Here is a 22,969-nt window from a genome sequence, read left to right as displayed (position 1 = left end):
TTTGGTGCAAAGGCGTTGAAAATGCCCTCATAGATTATTAGACGATCGGTCTAGTTAGTGGGAAGACGAGCCATGGCGACTGAACATAAAGATGTCCGAAAACATATCCTCGATACCGGAAAGAAGGTGATCGTTGGTAAAGGCTTTTCTGCGGTGGGACTGGCAGAGATCCTGAGTCTGGCCGAGGTACCCAAAGGCTCCTTTTATCATTATTTCAAATCTAAGGAAGCATTCGGTGAGGCGTTGCTGGAAGACTACTTTGCCGGTTACAACCAGCGTCTGGAAGTTTTGTTATCAGATAAAAATAAGACGGCGGCAGAACGTTTGCTGACTTACTTGCAACGCTGGCAGACGACACAGGAAAGTACCGATCCGGACGGTCAATGTCTGGTCGTGAAACTGAGTGCGGAGGTTTCTGATCTCTCAGAAATGATGCGCCATGCCCTGCGACTAGGAACAGAGGGTCTGTTGGCACAACTAACCGCGTGTATTGCTGAAGGGGTCCAGGATGGTTCTTTAGCAACGACGTTGATACCGGAACAAAGTGCACTGGCACTCTATGAGTTATGGCTCGGTGCCTCATTGCTAACGAAATTGCGTCATGACAGCAGTGCATTGGATCAAGCCATGCAGACCACACTGAAGCTGCTTGGGCTCAGTGTGGTGGCTTGATTGTCTGTGATGACAACACGGCTATGCGCCGGAATCTAGATGCTGTCGGCTGTGTTTTTGATCAACAGGCCCATTAATGCAGTGGCACAAAACATGGCGCCAGCGAAAAAAGTGGCCGAAGCCCCAAATTGCTCCCATAACCAGCCCGCAATCACACTGGCCAGCAGCATCACGATCCCGCTGGCTAAATTAAAAAAGCCAAACGCGGTGCCGCGCAAATCAGCAGGGGCGGTATCGGCCACTAATGCTGCCAGAATGCCTTGGGTCAAACCCATATGCAGCCCCCAGAGGACAATACCGAGCAACAGCATGCTCCAGTGATCATTGATGGCCAGTGCAATATCGGCAGCGAACAACATGAGCAGGCCGTAGCCTAATAGTTTGTAACGGCTGACATGGTCAGAAAGGTGTCCGAACGGATATGCCGACAGAGCATAAATGACATTCATCAGCACCATGACCAGTGGAATATAAGCTAGCGGTACACCGCTGTCTTTGGCCCTCAGCACCAAAAAGGCTTCACTGAATCGGGCCAGCGTAAAAATGCCGCCAATGGCGACAATCCACCAATAGCGATGGTCTAATCGGCGCAGATTGGACATGACCAGCGGATTTTTACGTTGGGTCGTCGCGGCGACTTCCGGCTCCTTAATTCCCACAGCCAGCAATAACACGGCCAGAAACCCCGGGATCACGGCGACCCAAAAGACCGCGCGGAAATTATTGGCCCACAACAGCATCAATCCCACCGCCAGCAGGGGGCCGAGAAAAGCGCCGACGGTATCCAGTGACTGACGGAGGCCAAAAGCCGCGCCCCGTAATTCCGGCGGAGTAATATCGGCGACCAGTGCATCTCTTGGTGCCCCACGTAACCCTTTACCCACCCGATCGGTCAGCCGTGCAGTCAAAACCAGCCCTAGACTGCTGGAAAGGGCAAAGACCGGTTTGGTAAACGCGCCGAGTGCGTAGCCTGTGACGGCCAGCCATTTCCGTTTTCCAATGTAGTCGCTGATCACGCCGGAAAAGACTTTCACGATCAGGGCGGTGGCTTCCGCCATCCCTTCGATAATCCCCACCATCAGTGTGCTGGCACCCAGCGTGGTTACCATAAAGAGAGGTAACAGACTGTGGATCAACTCAGAGGAAATATCCATCAGCATACTGACAAAACCCAAGATCCAGATTGCAGTCGGAATGTTTCGCCATGAATGAGGTTTCGTTTCTGAATTCATGCTTTTTTACTCCGGAAAAGAAAGCGGGGGGTAAGCTGTTTTTCCACTTCCATCAGCAAATAAAGTAATAAACAGCTGCTCACAATCATGATCCAATCTTGCAGGTCTAACCCGTCAGTACCAAAAAGCAGATGCATAAACGGGAGATAAGTCAGTGCCAGTTGCAGAAGGGATAACAGGAAAATCGCCAGCAGAGCATAACCATTATCCAGCCAGCCACGTACAGAGAAGGTCGAATTTAACAAAGAGCGACAACTGATCAGATAAACCATCTCCGCACCCACTAGACAGTTGATGGCTACCGTTCTGGCCCGGGCAAGATCAGCGTGATGGAGCATGCTCCAATGGTAGATCACCAGTGTCGCGATCATCAGTAATACTGAGACAAACGCGATCCGGAATAACAACACGGGCTCCAGCAAGGCTTCGTGGCTTTGCCGAGGGGAACGTTGCATCAGGTTCGGGGCGGCCTGATCAAACACCAACGGTAAGGAGAGCGTGATGGCGCTGACCATGTTGACCCATAAAATCTGCACGGGGGTGATGGGCAGCGTGATGCCGAGTAAGATCGCGGCAATCATCACCAGTGCTTGCCCGCCGTTGGTCGGCAACAGAAAGACCAGCGCCTTGCGCAGGTTGTCATAAACGGTACGCCCTTCCAGCACGGCGGTTCGCAAGGTCGCGAAATTGTCATCCGCCAGCACCATTTCGGCTGCTTCTTTTGCTGCTTCAGTTCCTTTTTTGCCCATGGCGACGCCGATGTCCGCACGCTTCAGGGCGGGTGCATCATTGACGCCATCGCCGGTCATGGCGACCACATGGTGGTCGGCCTGCAATGCGGAGACCAGCTTTAATTTATGTGTCGGGGTTGCTCGTGCCACGATATCGATGTGGGCCGCTTTTGCCTGTAATTCCTCTGCGGGCATTTGTTCCAGCTCACTGCCGGTGATCACTGTTAGCGGTTCATTTAATCCGAGTTGTGAACCGATGGCCGTGGCGGTGCTGGCGTGATCACCGGTCACCATAATCACATGAATACCTGCCTGACGACATTGCATGATGGCGAGGTGCGCTTCTTCTCGCGGTGGATCCATGATGCCGACCAGCCCCAATAGCGTGAAAGGGTAACAGGTCAGATCTGGTGTCGTCTGTGTCTGATGGGCGGTCGAGATGAAAGGATTCGAAGTTTCAGCTTCGGCCAGCGCCAGCACGCGTTGCCCTCGGGCTGCAAAATGATCAATCGCCTGCTGCCATTCGGTCAGTTCAAGGGGAAGAAAGCCGGTCGGTGTCCATACCTGTGTACAGAACTGCAGGATTTTTTCCGGCGCACCTTTTAGCAGCAGTTGATACGGTTGTGTGCTGCCTTCCGGCGAAGGATGCAGCGTAGCCATATAGCCATGCGTTGATTCAAAAGGAATTTCCGCTAAACGGGGAATCGATTGCTGGATCGCAGCGGGGTCTAGTCCGGCCTTGGCCGCCAGGATCAGCAAGGCACCTTCGGTCGGGTCTCCATGCAGTTGCCAGGGGATCGTTTTCTGATCGAAACGGGCATCGTTGCATAAAACAGCGGCGACGGCGAGTCGTTGTAGGGTTAATTGTTGTGTGTCATTCAGGGCTTTTTGTGCAGAGGTGATATCGCCGAGAGGTGAATATCCCACGCCGCTGACGGCCAATTCACCCTGATGAATTTGTACCGATTGGGCGCTCATTTCATTGCGGGTCAATGTGCCGGTCTTATCAGTACAGATGACGGAAACGGAGCCCAGCGTTTCAACGGCAGGTAAACGGCGGATGATGGCATTATGGTTCGCCATTCGCTGAACACCGATTGCCAGGGTAATGGTAATGACCGCAGGCAGCCCTTCTGGAATGGCGGCGACGGCTAACCCGACTGCGGCCATAAAGAGTTCGTCGATGGGGTAGGCTCGCCAGATCCAACCAAAGAAAAAGGTTAAACCGGTCAGTATTAAAATGGCTTTGGTCAGGGTGGTGCCCAGATCGCCCAGTTGTTTCATCAACGGAGTTGTGAGCGGTTCAACAGAGCGCAGCATACTGCCGATTTTGCCGATTTCCGTATTATCCCCAATATTGACGGTAATACCTCGAGCACGACCTTGCGTGACTAAAGTACCGGCATACAGCATACAAAAACGCTCTGCCAGCGGGGCATCGACACGGACAGGATCAGTTTGCTTTTGCACACTGAACGATTCGCCCGTCAGCGCACTTTCCTGAACGGCTAAATTGATCCCTTCAAACAGACGTAAATCAGCAGGCACCCGATCGCCTGACTCCAGTAAGACAACGTCGCCCAGCGTCAGTTCTTCGGCATCGATCTGCTGACGAACACCATCGCGTAAGACGTGCGTATGCACCCGTAACATCGAGCGGATAGAGGCCAGCGCTTGTTCGGCTTTGCCTTCCTGAAGAAAACCAAAGATCCCGTTGATGATGACGACCGCAAAGATAACTGTACCGTCTGTCCAGCGCCCCAGCAGCCAGCTCATGGTGGCCGCCACCAGCAGGACATAAATCAGTACATTGTTAAATTGCCGGAAAAACTTAACCCACGGGCTTTCGCCTACCGCAGGGGTCAGCCGGTTTGCGCCATATTGCTGGTGGCGTAACTGAACTTGTTCATGAGAAAGCCCATCAGGCTGAGAGTCAACCGTATTGAAAACCTGTTCGGCGGGTTGCGCATGGACATCAAAAGAGAAGGCCGGGTCTGTCATCACTCGCTCCATATTGAAACGTATGCCAGATAAGTATCCTCCTTAAGCATGGCATATGGGAAACGATTGATAACAAATTTGAGGCTTAATTTTCAGTACATTGCTGCACCAGATAGCGAAAAACAATCGGGGAAGAGACTGAATGGGGCGGAATGACGGGGCCTCAGTAAAGTCTGATGGCCCCGCAAGATTAACGGAATGCCGTCGGGTTCACACAGTTTTTGCTCACATCGCCCTTCAGTGCGGCAAGCAGATTGAGTACCGCCAGTTTTGACATTTCATAACGAGTTTCGTGTGTTGCCGAGCCGATATGGGGCAGTGCAATGACATTCGGCAGAGACAACAATTCCGACGTGACTGGTAAGGGTTCTTTCTCAAACACATCTAAACCGGCTCCTTTGATGACACCGGATTTTAATGCATCAATCAGTGCGGCTTCGTCAACCGAGGCCCCACGTCCGCCATTCACCAGAAAGGCCGAGGGTTTCATTTTAGCCAAGGTTTCATGGTTAATGATGTGTCGTGTTTCAGGTGTCAGCGGCAGTACGTTACAGACGAAATCGGCCTCAGCGAGCAGCTCATCCAATGCACAACGACGAGCATGCAAAGTCAATTCGGCTTCAGGTTTAGCCGAGCGGTTGTAATAGAGCACGTTCATGTTAAAGCCAAGTCGGGCGCGGCGCGCAACCGCATAGCCGATGCGCCCCATACCCAGGATACCGATGGTTTTACCATGCACGTTAGAACCATACCAATCCGGCCCGATACTGGCCTGCCATTGCCCTTTTTTCACGTTATCGGCGAGTTCGGTGATGCGGCGGGCGATACATAACACCAACGTAAATATGGTATCGGCGGTGGTTTCGGTTAATACGCCGGGCGTGTGCATCAGGGCGATGTGACGCGCAGTCAGGGCGGCTACATCAAAATCGTCATAACCGACCGAAATGGTGGAGGCAGCCTTGAGTCTGGGGGCTGCGGCAAGCAGTTCATCCGTAAATTTGACACCAACACCGATAACACCTTCTGCTTCAGCTAATGCCTGCGTAAAAGCAGCACGGTTATCAGCATTGATCCCATCAAAAAAAGTGACCCGGCAATGCTGTTCCAGTAAGGCGAGGAGGTCGTCAGGGATGTTCCGATAAAGCACGACATTGGGTTGCATGTTCACCTCTTTATCTACAATGAGTATCACAATGAGTTGAATGTTACCGGTAATGTACTTTATTTTGCTTAAAGCATCCTATGCTAATAAAAGAAATTTAATTGAGAAATCTGAATGATATCGACATGGCTGTTTTATTGGATCATGAACGACCACGCAATGACTTCGGTTCTGGCGCAAAATTGGTTGTTGGGTGTGCTGCTGATCGCCTTGATCGTCTTTCTTGAAACCGGGCTGGTGTTTTTACCGCTCTTACCCGGCGACTCACTGTTGTTCACGACGGGGGCGTTTCTTGGTTTATCCAATATTTCGCCTGTGGTGCCCGTCATTATCATCGCCCTGGCATCGATTGGGGGAGATAATCTGAACTACGCGATTGGTCGTTCGCGATTCGGACAATTTCTGTTACACCGCCGCTGGGTGAAACCGGAATATATTCAAAAGGTACATCATTTTTTCGATGAATATGGCGGGCAGGCGATTATCATTTGCCGTTTTATTCCAGTGGTTCGTGCTGGTACTCCCTTTGTCGCGGGCATGACCGGCATGAACCCTTCGCGTTTTTTTCTGTTTAATGCGATAGGGGGCGTGCTGTGGACCAGCTTGTTTCTGTTGGCTGGAGTCTGGTTGGGCCATAATGCCTGGATCAAAGCGCACTTCTCTTTGCTGGTGTTCGGTATCGTTGTGGTTTCACTGCTGCCGGCCATATGGCATTTCCGTCGTAACTTCCTCAGCCATGATAAATAAGGTTTACAGGCGGTGAGTAAACAAAGAAAATAGTCATGTAAATCATTGGTTATTACTTTGGACAGAAATCCCAGTCCTAAAACTGGATTATCTTCAGAGTCTTAGCCATCCTGCCCTGATAGTGCACCGCTGGCCGAGGCTAATGGTGTAATTTCTGCGTTAAACCCTCACCATCCTGAAGTAATTCCGAAGTGAATAACGATGCGCGTTAGTCATATCAACTTTTTTGCGGGTCACTCGTATGGAAAAAGACATCCTGTTTGATGAACATGACAATAAACAATCGGAACGTTATCAAGCGGCAAAGAAAAGCACCTGGGTCAGCGTTTTCGTCAACTGCCTGCTGACGGCTGGTCAAGTCGTTGTTGGTTTTATTTCCGGCTCTCAAGGTCTGATTGCAGATGGTATCCACTCGTTATCCGATTTGGTGGCCGACTTTGTGGTCTTGCTGGCAAACCATAAAAGCAAAAAAGCAGCCGATGACGATCATCCTTATGGCCATCATCGTTATGAAAATGCCGCATCACTGGTATTAGGTGTCTTATTGCTGGCTGTGGGATTGGGGATGCTGGGATCGGCGATTCATAAAATCCAGCATCCGGAAACCATTGCCAAGGTTCAGATTGTCGCATTGTGGGTGGCGCTGACGGCATTAGTGATGAAGGAGTTACTGTTCCGCTACATGCTGGCAGTCGCTAAACGTGTCCGCTCCAGCATGCTGGTGGCAAATGCCTGGCATGCTCGCTCTGATGCCGCATCTTCGTTGGTGGTGGCAATCGGTATCGTTGGTAACCTGATGGGCTATGGCTTGTTTGACCCGCTGGCGGCACTGATTGTCGGCCTGATGGTGGCGAAAATGGGTTATTCCTTCATGTGGGATTCGCTGCATGATCTGATGGATCGCGCGGCTGATACCGAGACTGAAGATAAGATCAAAACGACGTTGCTGAACACGACTGGGGTGTCAGGCATTCATGATTTGAAAACCCGCAAAATGGGCGATCTGATCGTTGTCGATGTGCATCTTGAAATTGATGGCACATTGTCAGTCAAAGAAGGGCACGATATTGCGGTTGCGGCCCGTAAGGCTGTTTTAGCGCAGCACCCAGTATTAAACGTCATGACGCACGTTGACCCAGCCGAGATCAAATCAGCGAACTGATTGGATAACCGCTAATTACCGCAGTCAGATTGCGTGGCTGCGGTAATTTATTCTCTTCCTGCTGGTAGTTATGACTCAGGCATGCCGGTGCATAATCGGCTGCTTTCATTTCAAACCTCTTTATCGTTAAGAATGTTCGCCACCTGTTGTTGAAGGCTGGGCAGCAACGTTTGTTCAAACCAGGGATTACGTTTAAGCCAGAGATTATTCCGCGGGCTGGGATGCGGTAAAGGAACCTGCTGTGGCCAGTATTTCTGCCAGGATTGCACGGCTTCTGTCACTGAGCTCTGTTCATCCGGCAGGTGATAAGCCATCGCATAGCGGCCAATAATCAGGGTCAGCTTGATATTTTTGAGGTAGGACAACAAAGCCGCGCGCCAGGCCTGTGCACATTCCGGGCGCGGTGGCAGATCGCCCGATTTTCCGGTTCCGGGAAAACAGAAACCCATCGGCAGAATGGCGACTTTCTGTTCATCGTAAAAATCATCACGTGAAATGCCGAGCCAACTGCGCAGTCGGTCACCGCTGGCATCATTGAAGGGAATACCGGTTTCGTGCACCTTGCGCCCCGGAGCTTGTCCGACGATCAGGATCTGCGCTGATTCATGGATCTGCAATACTGGGTGCGGGCCAAGCGGTAACTGTTCGGAGCAGATGGTACAGGCGCGGACACGGGTCAGCAGTGATTCGAGAGAGGCCATGCTTTTCTTGATTCTTTTATCGTAGTGTTGATTCTATAGTGGAGCATTCGGTTATGAACCTCTACTTTCAGTGGGAATTCGATGAACACATATTTGGGAAAATGTGACTGTGGTGCCACAGAAGTGGCAATTTCTTTACCGATGGAGCTGAGTCATTACGCCCCCAGAGCCTGTGATTGTGATTTCTGTACCCGTCATCAGACCGCTTATCTCTCTGACCCGCAGGGTGTGATTGAAATAAAGAGCCGGGTGCCGCTGCATTCGTTGCAGCAGGGTTCCAATCAGGCGACTTTTTTGAGTTGCTCAACCTGTTCCACGATCATGTGCGTGACCTATAGCAAGGGCAGTGTGCGCGTCGGTACGGTCAATGCGACCCGACTCGACGACAAGGCTTTGCTGCAACCGGCCGTATCGGTATCGCCTCAGCGTTTAAGCCCTGAAGAAAAAACAGAACGCTGGCTGGCGTTGTGGAGTCCGCTGAGTGTGAAGAGTTGATCGGTGCACGAATATGAGCATTATTAGTGCGCTTCGTTTCTTTTGTTGTTCAATCATGGTGCGTTTCTCCGCCTTTTCCCCGAAAAATCGAGTGTTATCAGATTGTTTAAATCGGGCATGAAACTTGTATCAAAAATATTAAATTAGATTTGGGACATCGACGTCCGTGCTCTCTCGTGGGGCCGGACGTTTTTTTATTTTTGAGAGGCAAGGATGAGTCGCGTTCATACCAGTTGCGCTTATTGTGGAGTCGGTTGCGGCATTACCGTAGAGGATGCCAAAACCTTGTCTGGTGATACGGAACACCCGGCGAATGGCGGGGCGTTATGTGTCAAAGGCGGCAGTTTGATGGAGACGCTGGCTTTTCCGAATCGTCTGCTGTACCCGCGTTTGCACCGGCAACAGGTGAGCTGGGATAAGGCGCTGGATGAAATGGCAGCTCAGTTCAGCCGCATCATCGCGGAAACCGGCCCGGGATCGGTGGCCTTTTATGTTTCCGGCCAGTTGCTCACCGAAGATTACTATATTGCCAATAAGCTGATGAAGGGCTTCATTGGTGCTGCCAATATCGATACCAACTCGCGCCTGTGTATGTCATCTGCTGTCATGGCGCACAGTCGCGCTTTCGGTGAAGACGTGGTGCCCGGCTGTTACGAAGATCTGGAAATCACCGATCTGCTGGTCATTGCCGGTGCCAATACCGCATGGACGCATCCGGTCATCTTCCGCCGGATCCAGCAGGCGCGGGCGCGGCGTCCTGACATGAAAATGGTGGTGATTGATCCTCGCAAGACCATGACGGCGGAGCAGGCCGATCTGCATCTGGCGGTTCGCCCCGGCAGCGATGTCTGGCTGTTTAACGGCTTAAGCCGCTATCTGCTGGAACATGATCTGGTGGATAACGCCTATATCGAAGATCACGTCAACGGCTTCAGTGAGCTGCATGCGCTGGTGATGACACCGGACTACACGCTGGAGAACGTGGCGCAGAAATGTGGTCTCACGGTCAGTGAGTTACAGACATTCTATCGCTGGTTTGGCGAGAACGAAAAAGCGGTGACGCTGTTTTGTCAGGGGATCAACCAGTCCAATCAGGGGACAGACAAGGGCAATGCGCTAATTAATCCGCATCTGCTGACCGGACGGGTTGGCAAACCGGGTGCGTCTCCGTTTTCGATGACCGGCCAGCCGAATGCGATGGGCGGACGCGAAGTGGGGGGGCTGGCGACACAACTGGCTTCGCACATGACCTTTACCGACGAAAACTGCGATCGGGTTGCCCGCTTCTGGAGTGCGCCGAATATTGCCCGTCAACCGGGCTTAAAAGCGGTGGATATGTTTGAAGCGGTGCGCAATGGCAAGATCCGTGCGTTGTGGGTGGTAGCGACCAACCCGGCAGTCTCATTACCAGATTCGGTGATGGTGCGCGAAGCGCTGGAAAAATGCGAATTTCTGGTGGTTTCTGAAATGACCCCGAAAACCGACACTGCCCAGTTTGCCGATCTATTGCTGCCTGCGGCGGGTTGGGGTGAGCGGGGTGGCATGGTGACCAACTCAGAACGCTGCATCACCCGCCAGCGTGCATTTACTCAGGCACCCGGTGAGGCCAAACCCGACTGGTGGGCAATGGCGGAACTGGGTAAACGTCTGGGCTTCGCCGAGGCATTTAACTACCACGATACGGTCGATATCTTCCGAGAACATGCGGCACTTTCCGGTTTTGAAAACTACAGTCGGCAATTTGATATTTCCTCGCTGGCGACGATGACCGATGAAGAATACGAGCAGTTCACGCCACGGCAATGGCCGTTACCGGCTGGTGAAAGTGGTGTCCGTCAGCGCTTATTTGCTGATGGCCGTTTTTCTACCCCGAATGGCAAGGCCAATCTGCTGGCCGTGGTGCCACAAGAACCCGTGCTGAAACGCAAGGCAGAACGGCAGGCGGGGAGTTGGTTACTGAATACCGGTCGGTTGCGTGATCAGTGGCATACCATGACCCGTACTGGTCATTTACCCCGACTGATGGAAACCGAACCGCTGCCGAAGGTCTATGTGAACCAGCAAACTCTGCTGGCGAGCGGATTCAGTGAAGGTGCGCTGATCCGCATTAACTCGTTGCAGGGTTCCGTCATGACGTTGTTGGGGCGCGACGATGGCTTGCGGGATGGCGAAGCGTTTATGCCGATGCACTGGTCGGATGATTTTTCCTCCTGCTCCGGTGTCAACCGGCTGGTGGCGCCGGTGACCGATGCGGTTTCGGGGCAGCCACAGTTCAAGCAAACCGAAGTGATGCCGGAGGCGGTGAATGTTAAATGGCATGGCTTGTGGGTCGGCCAGCATGATCCGGAACTGGACGTAAGCTGGTGGGCGCGTCGTCCGCTGGATGCCGGCGAATGTCGTCGTCTGACCGATGAAACCCGCACGGCCGAAGAGGTCTGGTTCCAGATTGCCCAGCAGGGACGCTGGTTACGTCTACCACTGAAAGGTGGCTGGCTGGCTGTGAAACTGAATCAGGGGCGCATCATTGGTTTGTTGATGGTCAGTACTACGCATCAGCAGGTCAATATTGATTTACTGGCTGGTTTATTAGGCTTGCCGATGAACAGTACGGCGTTATCGACCACGCTAGAACAGGCTTTGGCTGGCGAGAGTAGGATGATCTGCTCCTGCTTCCGTGTCAGCGAAAAACAGATTGTCGATGCGATCAGTGAGCAGGGCATTGGGGAATTGAGTGGCTTGCAGAGCTTGCTGCGTTGCGGCACCAATTGCGGTACGTGTGTGGTTGAACTGAAGAAATTACTTCATAAACATACCCGCAGTAACGACGCTTAAATGACGAAGAACGAAGCAGAGGAGTGTGGCAAATGAGTGGATTTGTTTCGTTAGTCGGTGCGGGCCCCGGCGATCCGGATTTGTTGACCGTCAAGGCATTGCGTTGTATTCAGCAAGCCGACGTAGTGGTGTATGACCGCTTGGTCAGTGAAGACATTTTGGCGCTGATCCCGGCCTCAGCGGCCCGTTACGATGTGGGCAAGCGTTGTGGCGAGCCTAGCCTGAAACAGGAAGCCATCTCGGAGTTACTGGTGACGCTGGCCGGGAAATATCAGCGGATTGTGCGTCTTAAAGGGGGCGATCCGTATGTCTTTGGCCGCGGCGGTGAAGAAGCTTTACTGCTGGTGGCCAATGGTGTGCCATTTGATGTTGTGCCGGGTATTACCGCCGCGATTGGTTGCTCGGCGGCGACTGGTATTCCACTGACGCACCGTGGCCTGTCTCGTTCGGTGACGCTGGTGACCGGGCATGTGCAGGATGGTGGCGAGTTCCACGGCTGGAGTGGTCTGGTCAAAAGTGGTGGTACACTGGTTTTTTACATGGGGCTTGAGCGGGCAACGGAATTGCGTCGCGGCTTATTACAGGCAGGTGCACCGGCAAATTTACCGGTGGCGCTGGTGGTAGCTGGCACCACACGTCAGCAACGGGTTGAAGTCACGACACTCGCGTGTCTGGAACAAACCGCCCATACTTTAACCGGGTTAACGCCGGTTTTGATGATCATGGGTGAGGTCGTTCAGTTGCGTGCCGAGTTAGGTGACATGGCCGAAACACTGCTGCAATCGGTCGCCTAGATCTTCTATTAGGAATCATGGATGAGTTATTCGAAGATCCTGATTTATAGCGATGACATTGCCCAGGCAAACCGCCTGGGTTTGTTATTGAGTCGCTATGGTCATGAGCCTTTTCTGGTGAAACAGATCGACCCAATGCATCCGCCGGGCGGCATCAATGGCGCGATGCTCGACTGCCGGCGCTTACCCGCAGAATGGCGATTAATTGCGACCACACTGGCCAGTCAGGGGCTGCCGGTGGTGCTGTTTATGGAAAACTTGCCTGAAAATCAACAACAACTCTTGTTAGAGGCAGGGGTTACCCTGGTGCCACATCGGGTGGAAGAGAAAGAACCGGTAGAAAGCTGGCTGAAACAGGCCCGTCTGCAACAAGACGTCATGCGGAAACAGCAATTGGCTGTTGACGATCTGACGTTACGTCTGGAAGAAAATAAGCTGATCCAGCAAGCCAAGGCGCGTCTGATGAAGGTTCAGGGGCTGGATGAAGAAACGGCCTACAAAGTCATGCGTTCCACCGCCATGAAAAACAACCAGTCGATGGCCGATCTGGCACGCAGAATTCTCGCCACGCTGGTTGACTGATCCGGTGCGAATGCACCGATTTGACTCATAAAGTTTTACAAAATTGGTTAAAAATGCATAAAAAAGCCATCTTTTAATGAATTTGAAGATTGGCATGAAAGCTGAATGTATCAAATTTGTTAACGGATCAGCCAACGGCGGCTTTCCAACAATTTGGTAACTCAGGCAATGACGCCTCACTGGAATTAACCAGTGAGGCGTTTTTTTTGGAGCAATGGAATGATCAAATTAAAACACAATGCAGTAGCTTGGATGGTCAGTGCGGTGCTGTTGTCTACTTCGGCACAGGCCAAAGTAGGGGCGCCAGAGAAGGAAGAACTGAAACTCGGCTTTATCAAATTGACTGACATGGCCCCTTTGGCCGTCGCCTATGAGAAAGGTTATTTTGAAGACGAAGGGCTGTACGTCACGTTGGAGGCGCAGGCTAACTGGAAAGTGTTACTGGATCGTGTCATTGATGGTGAGCTGGATGGGGCGCATATGCTGGCAGGGCAGCCATTGGGTGCAACCATCGGCATTGGAACCAAAGCCGATGTGGTGACTGCCTTTAGTATGGATCTGAACGGCAATGCCATTACTGTTTCCAACTCAGTCTGGGATGCCATGAAGGCCAATCTGCCGAAAGATGCGAGCGGTAAGATTGTTCATCCGATCAAGGCAGATGCGCTGAAGCCGGTAATCAAGTCTTACAAAGATCAGGGTAAGCCCTTCAATATGGGCATGGTCTTCCCGGTTTCCACGCATAACTACGAGTTACGTTATTGGTTAGCCGCGGGTGGTCTGAACCCCGGCTACTATGCGCCGAAGAAAGGCGATAACGCCGGGCAATTACAGGCTGATGTGTTGCTGTCAGTGACTCCGCCACCACAAATGCCAGCCACACTGGAAGCGGGCACGATCTCCGGCTATTGCGTGGGTGAGCCGTGGAATCAGGCGGCGGTATTCAAGGGTATCGGTGTCCCGGTGGTGACCGATGATGATGTCTGGCATGACAACCCGGAAAAGGTATTCGGTGTTTCAAAAGCTTGGGCGGATAAATACCCGAACACGCACATTCATCTGATCATGGCGCTGATTCGTGCCGCTTACTGGCTGGATCAGAACAACAACGCCAATCGTCAGGAAGCTGTAAACCTGCTGGCGAAACCGGAATATGTCGGTGCCGATGCCAAAGTGATCGCCAACTCCATGACCGGCACCTTTGAGTTTGAGAAAGGCGATAAACGCCCGGCTTCTGACTTCAACATTTTCTTCCGTCATAACGCCACCTATCCCTATTACTCCGATGCAATTTGGTATCTGACCCAGATGCGTCGCTGGGGCCAGATCCCGGAAGGCAAACCGGATAGCTGGTATGCCGAGATCGCGAAAAAAGTGTATCAACCGGGCATCTATCGTGCAGCGGCACAAGAGCTGATTGCGGAAGGCAAAATGAAAGCCAGCGACTTCCCCGATTTTGCCAAAGAAACTGGCTACAAAGCGCCGGACAACCACTTCATCGATGGCATCACCTATGACGGGCACAAGCCAAACGATTACCTGAAGCAATTCCCGATTGGCTTGAAAGGCGATCAGAAGCTGTAAGTTTCAGTAAAGAGGAGATACCACCATGTCAGCATTACTGCAGCAAATTAAGTGGAAGAACATGGCGTTCCCGCTGATTGGATTACTTGTATTCCTGTTCTTTTGGCAGATCGCGGCCAGTCAGGTGAAAACAACATTGGGCGCTTTACCGGGCCCGGTGGCCACCGCGCAGCAATTCATGGGGCTGGTGCATGAACATGAAGCCGAACAGGTAAAAAAAACTGCCTTTTATCAGCGTCAGGAGCAGCGTAATGCTGACAAGCTGAAAGAAAATCCGGATGCAAAAGTGATGATCCGCCCTTATACCGGGCGGCCCACCTTCTTTGACCAGATTGGAACCAGTCTGCTGACCGTTGCGACCGGTTTCGGCATCGCCAGCCTGATCGCCATTCCAATGGGCATCATTCTGGGGCTGAACCGTTGGATGTATCAGGCACTCAACCCGGTTATTCAGATCCTGAAGCCGGTATCGCCACTGGCCTGGCTGCCGCTGGTGACCATGGTGGTGAGTGCGGTGTATTCGACCGATAACCCACTGGTGGCGAAATCATTCATCAACTCGGCTTTCACCGTCACGTTGTGCAGCCTGTGGCCAACCTTGCTGAATACCATTGTCGGGGTCGCCAACATCGAGCCGGACTTAAAAAACGTCAGCCGAGTCTTGAAACTCGACCCCATCACGCATGTTCGCAAAATCGTGCTGCCATCGGCCATTCCGATGATCTTTACCGGCTTGCGCCTGTCGCTGGGGGTGGCGTGGATGGTGCTGATTGCCGCTGAAATGCTGGCGCAGAATCCGGGCTTGGGCAAGTTCGTGTGGGATGAGTTCCAGAACGGCAGCTCGCAGTCTCTGGCGCGCATCATGGTGGCGGTGTTCACCATCGGTGTGATCGGTTTCATGCTGGATCGCGGCATGTTGCAATTACAGAAATGGTTCTCTTGGGATAAACGCAGTGAACTGCGCTAATTAATAGGGATATTGAAAATGAGCAAAACCTATCTCGATTTAAGTGCCGTAGGCATGCGTTTCAAAACCGACAAAGGCTTCTTTGAGGCATTGGTTGACGTCAATCTGAAGATCTCCAAAGGGGAGTTTATCTCCCTGATCGGTCACTCCGGTTGCGGCAAAAGTACCGTGCTGAATCTGGTTGCGGGTCTGACCGAAGCTACTTCCGGCGGCATCATTCTCGATGGTCGTGAGGTCGATGGCCCCGGCCCGGAACGTTCGGTTGTGTTCCAGAACCATGCGTTATTACCCTGGCTGACGGTGTACCAAAACGTCGAAATTGCAGTCCGGCAGGTAATGAAAGAGGCCAGCAAAAAAGAGATTGACGAGAAAGTGCGTTATTACCTGTCGCTGGTGCAGATGGATCACGCGCTGGATAAGAAGCCGCATGAGATCTCCGGGGGGATGAAACAGCGTGTCGGTATCGCACGTGCACTGTCACTGTCACCCAAGGTGCTGCTGATGGACGAACCGTTTGGCGCACTCGATGCGCTGACCCGTGCGCATCTGCAAGACTCGGTGATGGAAATCCAAGCTGAACTGAATAACACCGTCATCATGATCACCCATGATGTCGATGAAGCCGTGTTGCTGTCAGATCGCATAGTGATGATGACCAACGGGCCATCGGCTACGGTAGGTGAAATTTTGAATATTGATCTGCCGCGTCCGCGTGATCGGGTTGAGCTGGCGGATAACCCGCATTACCACCATTTACGCCAACAGGTGCTGAGTTTCTTGTATGAAAAACACAGCAAAGTAACACGGCTGAAAAGTAGCAAGCACAGTAAAAGCAGTGCGGTAGCGTAGGACATCATGATGAGACAAGAGAATAAATTTAATATGCTGTCCTTTAGCGGCAAGATGAAGATCCTGCATCTGAGCTGGATGGCATTTTTCATTTCATTTGTGGTGTGGTTTAACCATGCGCCGCTGCTGGGGGCGATCGCCAAGTCACTGGATATCAGCATGGCACAGGTGAAAACACTGCTGATCCTGAATGTCGCGTTAACCATTCCGGCCCGCATTATTATCGGTATGCTGACCGATAAGTTCGGTCCGCGACTGACCTATGCGTTTTTATTGTTTGTAGGCAGTCTGCCCTGCTTCTGGTTTGCGTTTGCCACCGATTTTACTCAGTTGGCAATGGCCCGTTTACTGCTCGGTTTTGTCGGTGCCGGCTTCGTCATCGGTATCCGCATGGTCAGCGAGTGGTTTCCGGCCAATGAACTGGGAATCGCTGAAGGTATCTACGGTGGCTGGGGCAATTTTGGCTCGGCTGCTGCAGCGATTTCTATGCCGACGCTGGCGCTCTTCTTTGGGGGCGACAATGGCTGGCGTTATGCGGTGGCGTTGTCTGGTCTGATTTGTCTGGTGTTCAGCGTGATCTGGTATTTCAACGTCTCTGATTCGCCGAAAGGTTCCACCTATTTTAAATCCAAAAAAATGGGCGGGCTGGAAGTCACCAGTAAGGGCGATTTTTTCTTCCTGCTGCTGATGAAACTGCCAATGTATATCGCGCTGGTGCTGGTTGGCTGGAAATTGTCGCCGCACGGGGTGGCGCTGATTTCCGAATCCATGGCTTCGGTGGTGTATGTCATTCTCGCGGCGATTCTGATTTACGACTGTTCCTGCGTTTATAAGGTCAATAAAGAGATCTTCCATACGCCAGTACCCGCCATTCAGCGTTACCAGTTTAAACAGGTCGCTGCGGTCAATATTCTCTATTTCACGACGTTCGGTTCTGAGCTGGCGGTGGTTTCCATGCTGCCGATGTTCTTTGCCCAAGTGTTTAAACTCGATATGGTTTATGCCGGTCTGATGGCCTCGATGTTTGCCTTTATGAATCTGGTGGCGCGTCCTTGCGGGGGCTGGCTCAGTGATCATTTCGGTCGCAAAAAGACCCTGATGTTCGTCATCGCCGGGCTGGCGATGGGTTACTGCGCCATGTCGATGATCAACAGTGCCTGGCCATTGTTGATCGCGGTATTGGTTGCCATGTCCTGTTCCTTTTGTGTGCAGGCGGGGTGTGGCGCCGTGTTTGCGGTTGTGCCGCTGATTAAACGCCGCTTGACCGGCCAAATCGCCGGCATGACTGGGGCGTATGGCAATACCGGCGGGGTATTTTTCCTGACGGTGCTGTCGCTGGTGGATTATTCAACCTTCTTTCTGGTGATTGCGGCCACCGCGATTCTCGGGATCATCGCCATCCTGTTTATGAACGAACCGCGCGGCCATATGGCCGAAATCAACGATGACGGCACGGTAGAACTTATCAAAGTCGGTTAATCTTAAGGTAATTCAAACGGCTATTGTTCAATAGCCGTTTTTCTCTTTTCAGAAATCATGCTGTGGGGTAACACATGGCAAAATCCCTCAAGGTTCGGGTTGGTGGCTATTCCATCGCCGGGCAAAAGTCCATCAATCAGGATGCCTTTGCCGTTAAGATCCCGGATGGCTGCGAGCTGGAGCAGAAAGGGGGGGTTGCGGTCATTGCTGATGGTGTCAGCAGCTGTGAAGATTCACACATTGCCAGTCAGACCGCCGTCACCAGTTTCATCAATGATTATCTCAGCACCTCGCCGAGCTGGAGTGTCAGTACCAGTGCCTCCAAGGTCATTTCCAGCCTGAACCGTTGGCTCTATCAGAAAAACCAGCAGAATCACGGCATCAAAGACAGCATGCTGACGACCTTTTCTGCGGCGGTAGTGAAATCGGCCACGCTGCATATTTTTCATGTGGGTGACAGCCGGATCTATCTATATAGCCAGCAACAACTCGAAAAACTCACTACTGATCATGTGGCCACCAGCGGTAAACGCACACACCTGACCCGTGCGCTGGGGGCGGATTCACACCTCGAAGTCGATTATCTGAAACGCGTGCTCAATGAAGGCGACCGCATCATTCTTACCTCCGATGGTGTACACGGTGTGCTGACATCCGCCACGATGAAGGAAATCCTTTTTCGGGCACAAGATCCAGAAGCACAAGCTAAAGCGCTGGTTGATCTCGCGTTGTATCAAGGCAGTGAAGATAATCTGACGGTGCTGGTACTCGCGGTCGATTCACTGCCGAATGAGACACTGGATGAAACGCAGCAACGACTGACGCAATTACCGATCCCGCCCGTATTGCTGATCGGCAATAAAATCGACGGGTATGAAGTGCTGGATATCATCTTCAACGGCACCCGCAGCCATATGTATCAAGTCAGAGACACTGAAAGCGGTGCGCTGTTTGTGCTCAAGGCACCTTCGGAATATTTCACCGAAGATCTGCTCTATCTGGATGGTTTTATCCGCGAAGAGTGGGTCGGGCAGACCATTGACCATCCCAATGTGATGAAGACCTATAAACCGCTGCGGCCGAAACAGTTTATGTATTATCTGGGGGAATACATTGTTGGCTGTGATTTACGAACCTGGATGAATGAACATCCGGCACCTGATTTAACGACGGTGCGGGATATCACCAAGCAAATCATTGCCGGGCTGCGCGCCTTTCAGCGAAACGACATGGTGCATCAGGATCTGAAACCGGAAAACATCATGCTCACCCCCGAGGGCAAGGTCAAAATCCTCGATTTTGGAACGGTGCTGGTCGCTGGTAGTCAGGAGATGAATTCGCCGCTAGATAAATCGATCCCGCAGGGCAGTGTAAATTACATTGCGCCGGAATATTTAATGGGGGTTAGCGGCACCATGCGTTCCGACCTGTTCTCGCTGGCGGTTATTGTCTATGAAATGCTGACCGGAAAGCTGCCCTATAAAGAACGTTCTCCGCGTGCTGGGAAACTGAAAAGTTACGCGGAGCTTACCTATACGCCGGCGAAATATTTTCGCCCGGATCTGCCGGTCTGGGTCGATGCTGCTTTGCAAAAGGCATTGCAGCCGGTACCGGAAAACCGTTATGAGGCGTTCTCTGAATTTTTAACGGATATTTCAGCACCCAACCGGGAACTGGAAGCTGGTTTACAGCATCGACCCATATTGGAAGAGAACCCGCTTTTATTCTGGAAATTCACTGCTTTGATTTTGCTACTGGGCAATCTGATGCAACTGTTCTACCGGATTTTTCACTCGGGTTAGATCGCAAAACCTTCGCCATGCTGGTTGACTGATCTGGTGCAGTTGCACCGTCGTGAACCATGAAAAGCGCAGGAAACCCGGCAAAAAACCTAAAAATGCATCTAAAGGCTATGTTTTAAGAGGTTTTTAAAATTGGCATGAAAGCTGAATGTATCTAAATTGTTAACGGATCAGCCAACTGGCTACCGAAGAATTTGGTTACTCAGGCAATGACGCCTCACTGGAATTATCCAGTGAGGCGTTTTTTTTTGAGCCGGACACCAACGGGTGCGAACACCACTAAAACGGATTTAATTGCAAATAGTGCCGTAGTTTAAGGAACATAAACATGAGCAAACAACGTTTGTTAGTCGTCGGAAACGGCATGGTTGGCCATCACTTCGTGGAACAACTGGTCAACGCTGGTGGTCTGGAACAATTCGACGTCACGGTATTGGGTGCCGAGCCTGATAGCGCCTATGACCGGGTACATCTGTCGGAAGTCTTTGGCGGACGGGCGCCGAAAGAGCTGCAGATGGCCGATCCGGAATGGTATGCCGCGAAAGGCGTGTCCCTGATCCTGAGCTGTAAAGCCGAAGCGCTGGATCTGGACAAAAAACAGATTGTTTCTGAACATGGTGATATCTATGCATTCGACAAAATGGTTCTGGCAACCGGTTCTTATCCGTTCGTTCCACCTATTCCTGGTCATGAGCGTAAGGGCTGCTATGTCTATCGCACACTGGCTGACCTTGATGAAATCCGCGATGCCTGTGCTGGTGGCCGTACCGGTGTGGTTGTTGGTGGCGGTTTGCTGGGGTTGGAAGCGGCTAACGCGCTGCGCCTACTCGGTCTGGAAACGCATGTCATCGAGTTTGCGCCACGCCTGATGCCGGTTCAGCTCGACCCGGTTGCTGGCGACATGCTGAAAAACAAAATTGAGAGTCTGGGTGTGAAAGTGCATGTCGATACTGCCACTGACAAAATCGTCGATGGTGAAGGCGCACTGCACCGCATGATGTTCAAAGATGGTACCCATCTCGAAACTGACGTGATCCTGTTCTCTGCCGGTATCCGCCCGGAAGATCGTCTCGCGCGTCAGGCCGGTCTGGCTGTGGGCGAACGGGGCGGCATAACGATTGATGAACAGTGCGTAACCTCGCATCCGGATATTCTGGCGATCGGTGAATGTGCACTGTGGTCAGGCAAAATTTTTGGTCTGGTGGCACCGGGCTACCAGATGGCGCGCTCTGCAGTCAGTACGTTACTGGGTGGTGACACCCGCTTTAAAGGTGCCGACATGAGCACCAAGCTGAAACTGATGGGTGTCGATGTCGGTGCTATCGGTGACAGCCATGCGGCCAGTGAAGGTGCGCAGGAATTACTGCTGCTGGATCGTCCGTCCGGCATCTACAAAAAATTGGTGACCGATGAAACCGGTAAAATCCTGCTGGGTGCGATCCTGATTGGCGATAACAGCGATTACGATCAACTGCTGCAATTCTATCTGAACAAGATGGAACTGCCTGATCCTGCGCTGTCACTGCTGCTGCCGGAAGGCGGTAGTGCGAAACCGACCTCACTGGCGCTGCCGGATACCGCCACCATCTGTTCCTGCCATAACGTCACCAAAGGTGATGTGGTTGCGGCGGTGAAAGCGGGTAACCATACCGTTGCCGATGTGAAAGCCTGCACCAAGGCAGGCACCGGTTGTGGTGGTTGCTCGAACCTGTTGAAACAGGTGGTTGATCAGACGCTGACCGAAATGGGCATGGAAGCAAACAACCATGTTTGTGAACACTTTGCGTTTACCCGTCAGGAACTGTTTCATCAGATCCGCGTTGGCGAACTGAAAACGTTTGAACAGGTGCTAAGCAAGCACGGCAAAGGCCGCGGCTGTGATATCTGCAAACCGATGATCGGCTCTATCATGGCATCACTGTGGAACGATCACATCCTGGAAAAGCCGCATCAGCCATTGCAGGACACTAATGATGCTTTTCTCGGCAACCTGCAAAAAGACGGTACCTATTCGGTCGTACCGCGTATCGCCGGCGGGGAAATTACTCCCGACAAGCTGATTGTGTTGGGGCAGGTGGCGAAGAAATATGACCTTTATACCAAAGTGACCGGTGGTCAGCGTATCGACATGTTTGGTGCGCGAGCGGATCAATTACCGGCGATCTGGAAAGAACTGGTCGATGCCGGTTTTGAAACCGGTCATGCCTATGGCAAATCGCTGCGTACTGTGAAATCTTGCGTCGGTTCGACCTGGTGTCGTTATGGCGTGCAAGATTCAGTCGGCATGGCGGTACTGCTGGAAAATCGCTACAAAGGCGTCAGATCACCGCACAAGATCAAGATGGCTGTTTCCGGTTGCACACGTGAATGTGCCGAAGCACAAAGCAAAGACTTTGGCGTGATCGCGACCGATAAAGGCTGGAACCTTTACATTTGTGGCAACGGCGGGATGCGTCCACGGCATGCCGATCTGTTCGCTACCGATCTCACCGATGAATTGCTGATCCAATATATCGATCGCCTGATGATGTTCTACATCCGCACCGGTGATCGTCTGCAACGTACCTCCGTGTGGATGGAAAACATGGAAGGCGGTCTGGATTACCTGAAATCGGTGGTCATCGACGACAAACTTGGGATTGCCACTGAGCTGGATACGCAGATGCAGCACCTGATCGCGACCTATCAGTGTGAATGGAAAACCACCATTGAAGATCAGGAAAAACTGAAACGCTTTGCACCGTTCGTGAATAGCGATGAGGCATATATGCCACCACGTCAGATCGTGCGTGAGCAGGCGATCCCTATGGCGGATGAAGAGTTAATTTTAATCAAGGAGTTGGTATGAGCTGGCAAAAAATTTGTGAGTTGAACGACCTGATTGAACATTCCGGCCGTACTGCATTAGTAAATGGGAAACAGGTTGCGGTGTTTTATATACCGAATGAAATTCCATCGGTATATGCACTGGATAACTGGGATCCGCTGGGTGAGGCCTTTGTGCTCTCCCGCGGCATTATCGGCGATATTCAGGATGAACTGTGTGTCGCATCGCCCTTGTATAAGCAGCATTTCGCACTGAGCGACGGTCGTTGTTTAGACGCGCCAGGGATCGCCGTAAAAAGCTGGCCGGTGGAAGTGCGTGATAACGAAGTCTGGTTAAAAGCGGAATAA

The 22,969-nt window shown here is 52.0% G+C and carries 19 protein-coding genes; 14 read left to right on the top strand and 5 right to left on the bottom strand.

Annotation, left to right across the window (positions count from 1 at the left end):
• Positions 1-72 precede the first annotated feature (72 nt).
• Positions 73-672 carry a TetR/AcrR family transcriptional regulator gene (locus H027_RS0101750; RefSeq protein WP_024870813.1) on the top strand — a complete coding sequence of 200 codons (600 nt, stop codon included), beginning with the start codon at positions 73-75 and terminating at the stop codon, positions 670-672.
• Positions 673-707: 35 nt separating this feature from the next.
• Here H027_RS0101750 and H027_RS0101745 read toward each other — a convergent pair whose 3' ends face one another.
• The 3 genes from H027_RS0101745 to H027_RS0101735 all read right to left on the bottom strand — a co-directional run bounded on the left by H027_RS0101745 (position 708) and on the right by H027_RS0101735 (position 5,801).
• Positions 708-1,904 carry an MFS transporter gene (locus H027_RS0101745; RefSeq protein ID WP_024870812.1) on the bottom strand — a complete coding sequence of 399 codons (1,197 nt, stop codon included), beginning with the start codon at positions 1,902-1,904 and terminating at the stop codon, positions 708-710.
• Positions 1,901-4,636, bottom strand: coding sequence for a cation-translocating P-type ATPase (locus H027_RS0101740; RefSeq protein WP_038149135.1), 2,736 nt, complete (start codon positions 4,634-4,636; stop codon positions 1,901-1,903). Before H027_RS0101740 ends, H027_RS0101745 begins: the two co-directional genes overlap by 4 nt.
• Before the next feature lie 190 nt (positions 4,637-4,826).
• On the bottom strand, positions 4,827-5,801 hold the full coding sequence (locus H027_RS0101735) for an NAD(P)-dependent oxidoreductase (protein WP_024870810.1): 975 nt from the start codon (positions 5,799-5,801) through the stop codon (positions 4,827-4,829).
• Between the two features lie 114 nt (positions 5,802-5,915).
• On the opposite strand from H027_RS0101735, the gene H027_RS0101730 reads away from it, so the two are divergent.
• Both H027_RS0101730 and H027_RS0101725 read left to right on the top strand, forming a co-directional pair.
• Positions 5,916-6,548 (top strand): DedA family protein, encoded by a 633-nt coding sequence (locus H027_RS0101730; protein ID WP_051448943.1) that lies wholly within the window; start codon positions 5,916-5,918, stop codon positions 6,546-6,548.
• Positions 6,549-6,789: 241 nt separating this feature from the next.
• A complete protein-coding gene (locus tag H027_RS0101725) occupies positions 6,790-7,710 on the top strand; it encodes a cation diffusion facilitator family transporter (protein WP_024870808.1) in 921 nt (306 codons plus the stop codon).
• Here the strand turns inward: H027_RS0101725 and H027_RS19220 are convergent.
• Together H027_RS19220 and H027_RS0101715 are read right to left on the bottom strand one after the other, a co-directional pair.
• Positions 7,694-7,819, bottom strand: coding sequence for a hypothetical protein (locus H027_RS19220; protein ID WP_272912506.1), 126 nt, complete (start codon positions 7,817-7,819; stop codon positions 7,694-7,696). The two genes, H027_RS0101725 and H027_RS19220, sit on opposite strands and share 17 nt — an antisense overlap.
• 1 nt (position 7,820) lies before the next feature.
• The gene (locus H027_RS0101715; protein WP_038149134.1) at positions 7,821-8,411 is read right to left on the bottom strand and encodes a uracil-DNA glycosylase family protein; all 591 of its coding nucleotides are present in this window, start codon (positions 8,409-8,411) and stop codon (positions 7,821-7,823) included.
• Positions 8,412-8,492: 81 nt separating this feature from the next.
• On the opposite strand from H027_RS0101715, the gene H027_RS0101710 reads away from it, so the two are divergent.
• The 11 genes from H027_RS0101710 to nirD all read left to right on the top strand — a co-directional run bounded on the left by H027_RS0101710 (position 8,493) and on the right by nirD (position 22,969).
• Entirely contained in the window at positions 8,493-8,906 is a 414-nt protein-coding gene (locus H027_RS0101710) for a GFA family protein (RefSeq protein WP_024870806.1), read from the top strand.
• A gap of 213 nt (positions 8,907-9,119) precedes the next feature.
• Complete coding sequence (locus tag H027_RS0101705; RefSeq protein ID WP_024870805.1) at positions 9,120-11,738, top strand: nitrate reductase; 2,619 nt, start codon at positions 9,120-9,122, stop codon at positions 11,736-11,738.
• 32 nt (positions 11,739-11,770) lie between these two features.
• Complete coding sequence (cobA, locus tag H027_RS0101700; RefSeq protein WP_024870804.1) at positions 11,771-12,532, top strand: uroporphyrinogen-III C-methyltransferase; 762 nt, start codon at positions 11,771-11,773, stop codon at positions 12,530-12,532.
• 21 nt (positions 12,533-12,553) lie between these two features.
• Complete coding sequence (locus H027_RS0101695; RefSeq protein WP_024870803.1) at positions 12,554-13,114, top strand: ANTAR domain-containing response regulator; 561 nt, start codon at positions 12,554-12,556, stop codon at positions 13,112-13,114.
• A 219-nt stretch (positions 13,115-13,333) separates the two neighbouring features.
• A complete protein-coding gene (locus tag H027_RS0101690) occupies positions 13,334-14,698 on the top strand; it encodes a CmpA/NrtA family ABC transporter substrate-binding protein (RefSeq protein ID WP_024870802.1) in 1,365 nt (454 codons plus the stop codon).
• Between the two features lie 25 nt (positions 14,699-14,723).
• On the top strand, positions 14,724-15,665 hold the full coding sequence (locus H027_RS0101685; protein ID WP_024870801.1) for an ABC transporter permease: 942 nt from the start codon (positions 14,724-14,726) through the stop codon (positions 15,663-15,665).
• Positions 15,666-15,683: 18 nt separating this feature from the next.
• The gene (locus H027_RS0101680) at positions 15,684-16,514 is read left to right on the top strand and encodes an ABC transporter ATP-binding protein (protein WP_024870800.1); all 831 of its coding nucleotides are present in this window, start codon (positions 15,684-15,686) and stop codon (positions 16,512-16,514) included.
• Between the two features lie 9 nt (positions 16,515-16,523).
• Positions 16,524-17,993: a NarK family nitrate/nitrite MFS transporter gene (locus H027_RS0101675; RefSeq protein WP_024870799.1), complete on the top strand. Its 1,470-nt coding sequence runs from the start codon at positions 16,524-16,526 to the stop codon at positions 17,991-17,993.
• Positions 17,994-18,067: 74 nt separating this feature from the next.
• Positions 18,068-19,795 (top strand): bifunctional protein-serine/threonine kinase/phosphatase, encoded by a 1,728-nt coding sequence (locus H027_RS0101670; RefSeq protein ID WP_024870798.1) that lies wholly within the window; start codon positions 18,068-18,070, stop codon positions 19,793-19,795.
• Between the two features lie 328 nt (positions 19,796-20,123).
• Complete coding sequence (gene nirB / locus H027_RS0101665) at positions 20,124-22,643, top strand: nitrite reductase large subunit NirB (RefSeq protein ID WP_024870797.1); 2,520 nt, start codon at positions 20,124-20,126, stop codon at positions 22,641-22,643.
• Positions 22,640-22,969 carry a nitrite reductase small subunit NirD gene (gene nirD, locus H027_RS0101660; RefSeq protein ID WP_024870796.1) on the top strand — a complete coding sequence of 110 codons (330 nt, stop codon included), beginning with the start codon at positions 22,640-22,642 and terminating at the stop codon, positions 22,967-22,969. Before nirB ends, nirD begins: the two co-directional genes overlap by 4 nt.

This window comes from Tolumonas lignilytica (assembly GCF_000527035.1).
Classification (GTDB): Bacteria; Pseudomonadota; Gammaproteobacteria; order Enterobacterales; family Aeromonadaceae; genus Tolumonas; species Tolumonas lignilytica.
The sequence above is the reverse complement of the archived record's forward strand: the minus strand, read 5'-3'. Positions and strand labels throughout refer to the sequence as shown.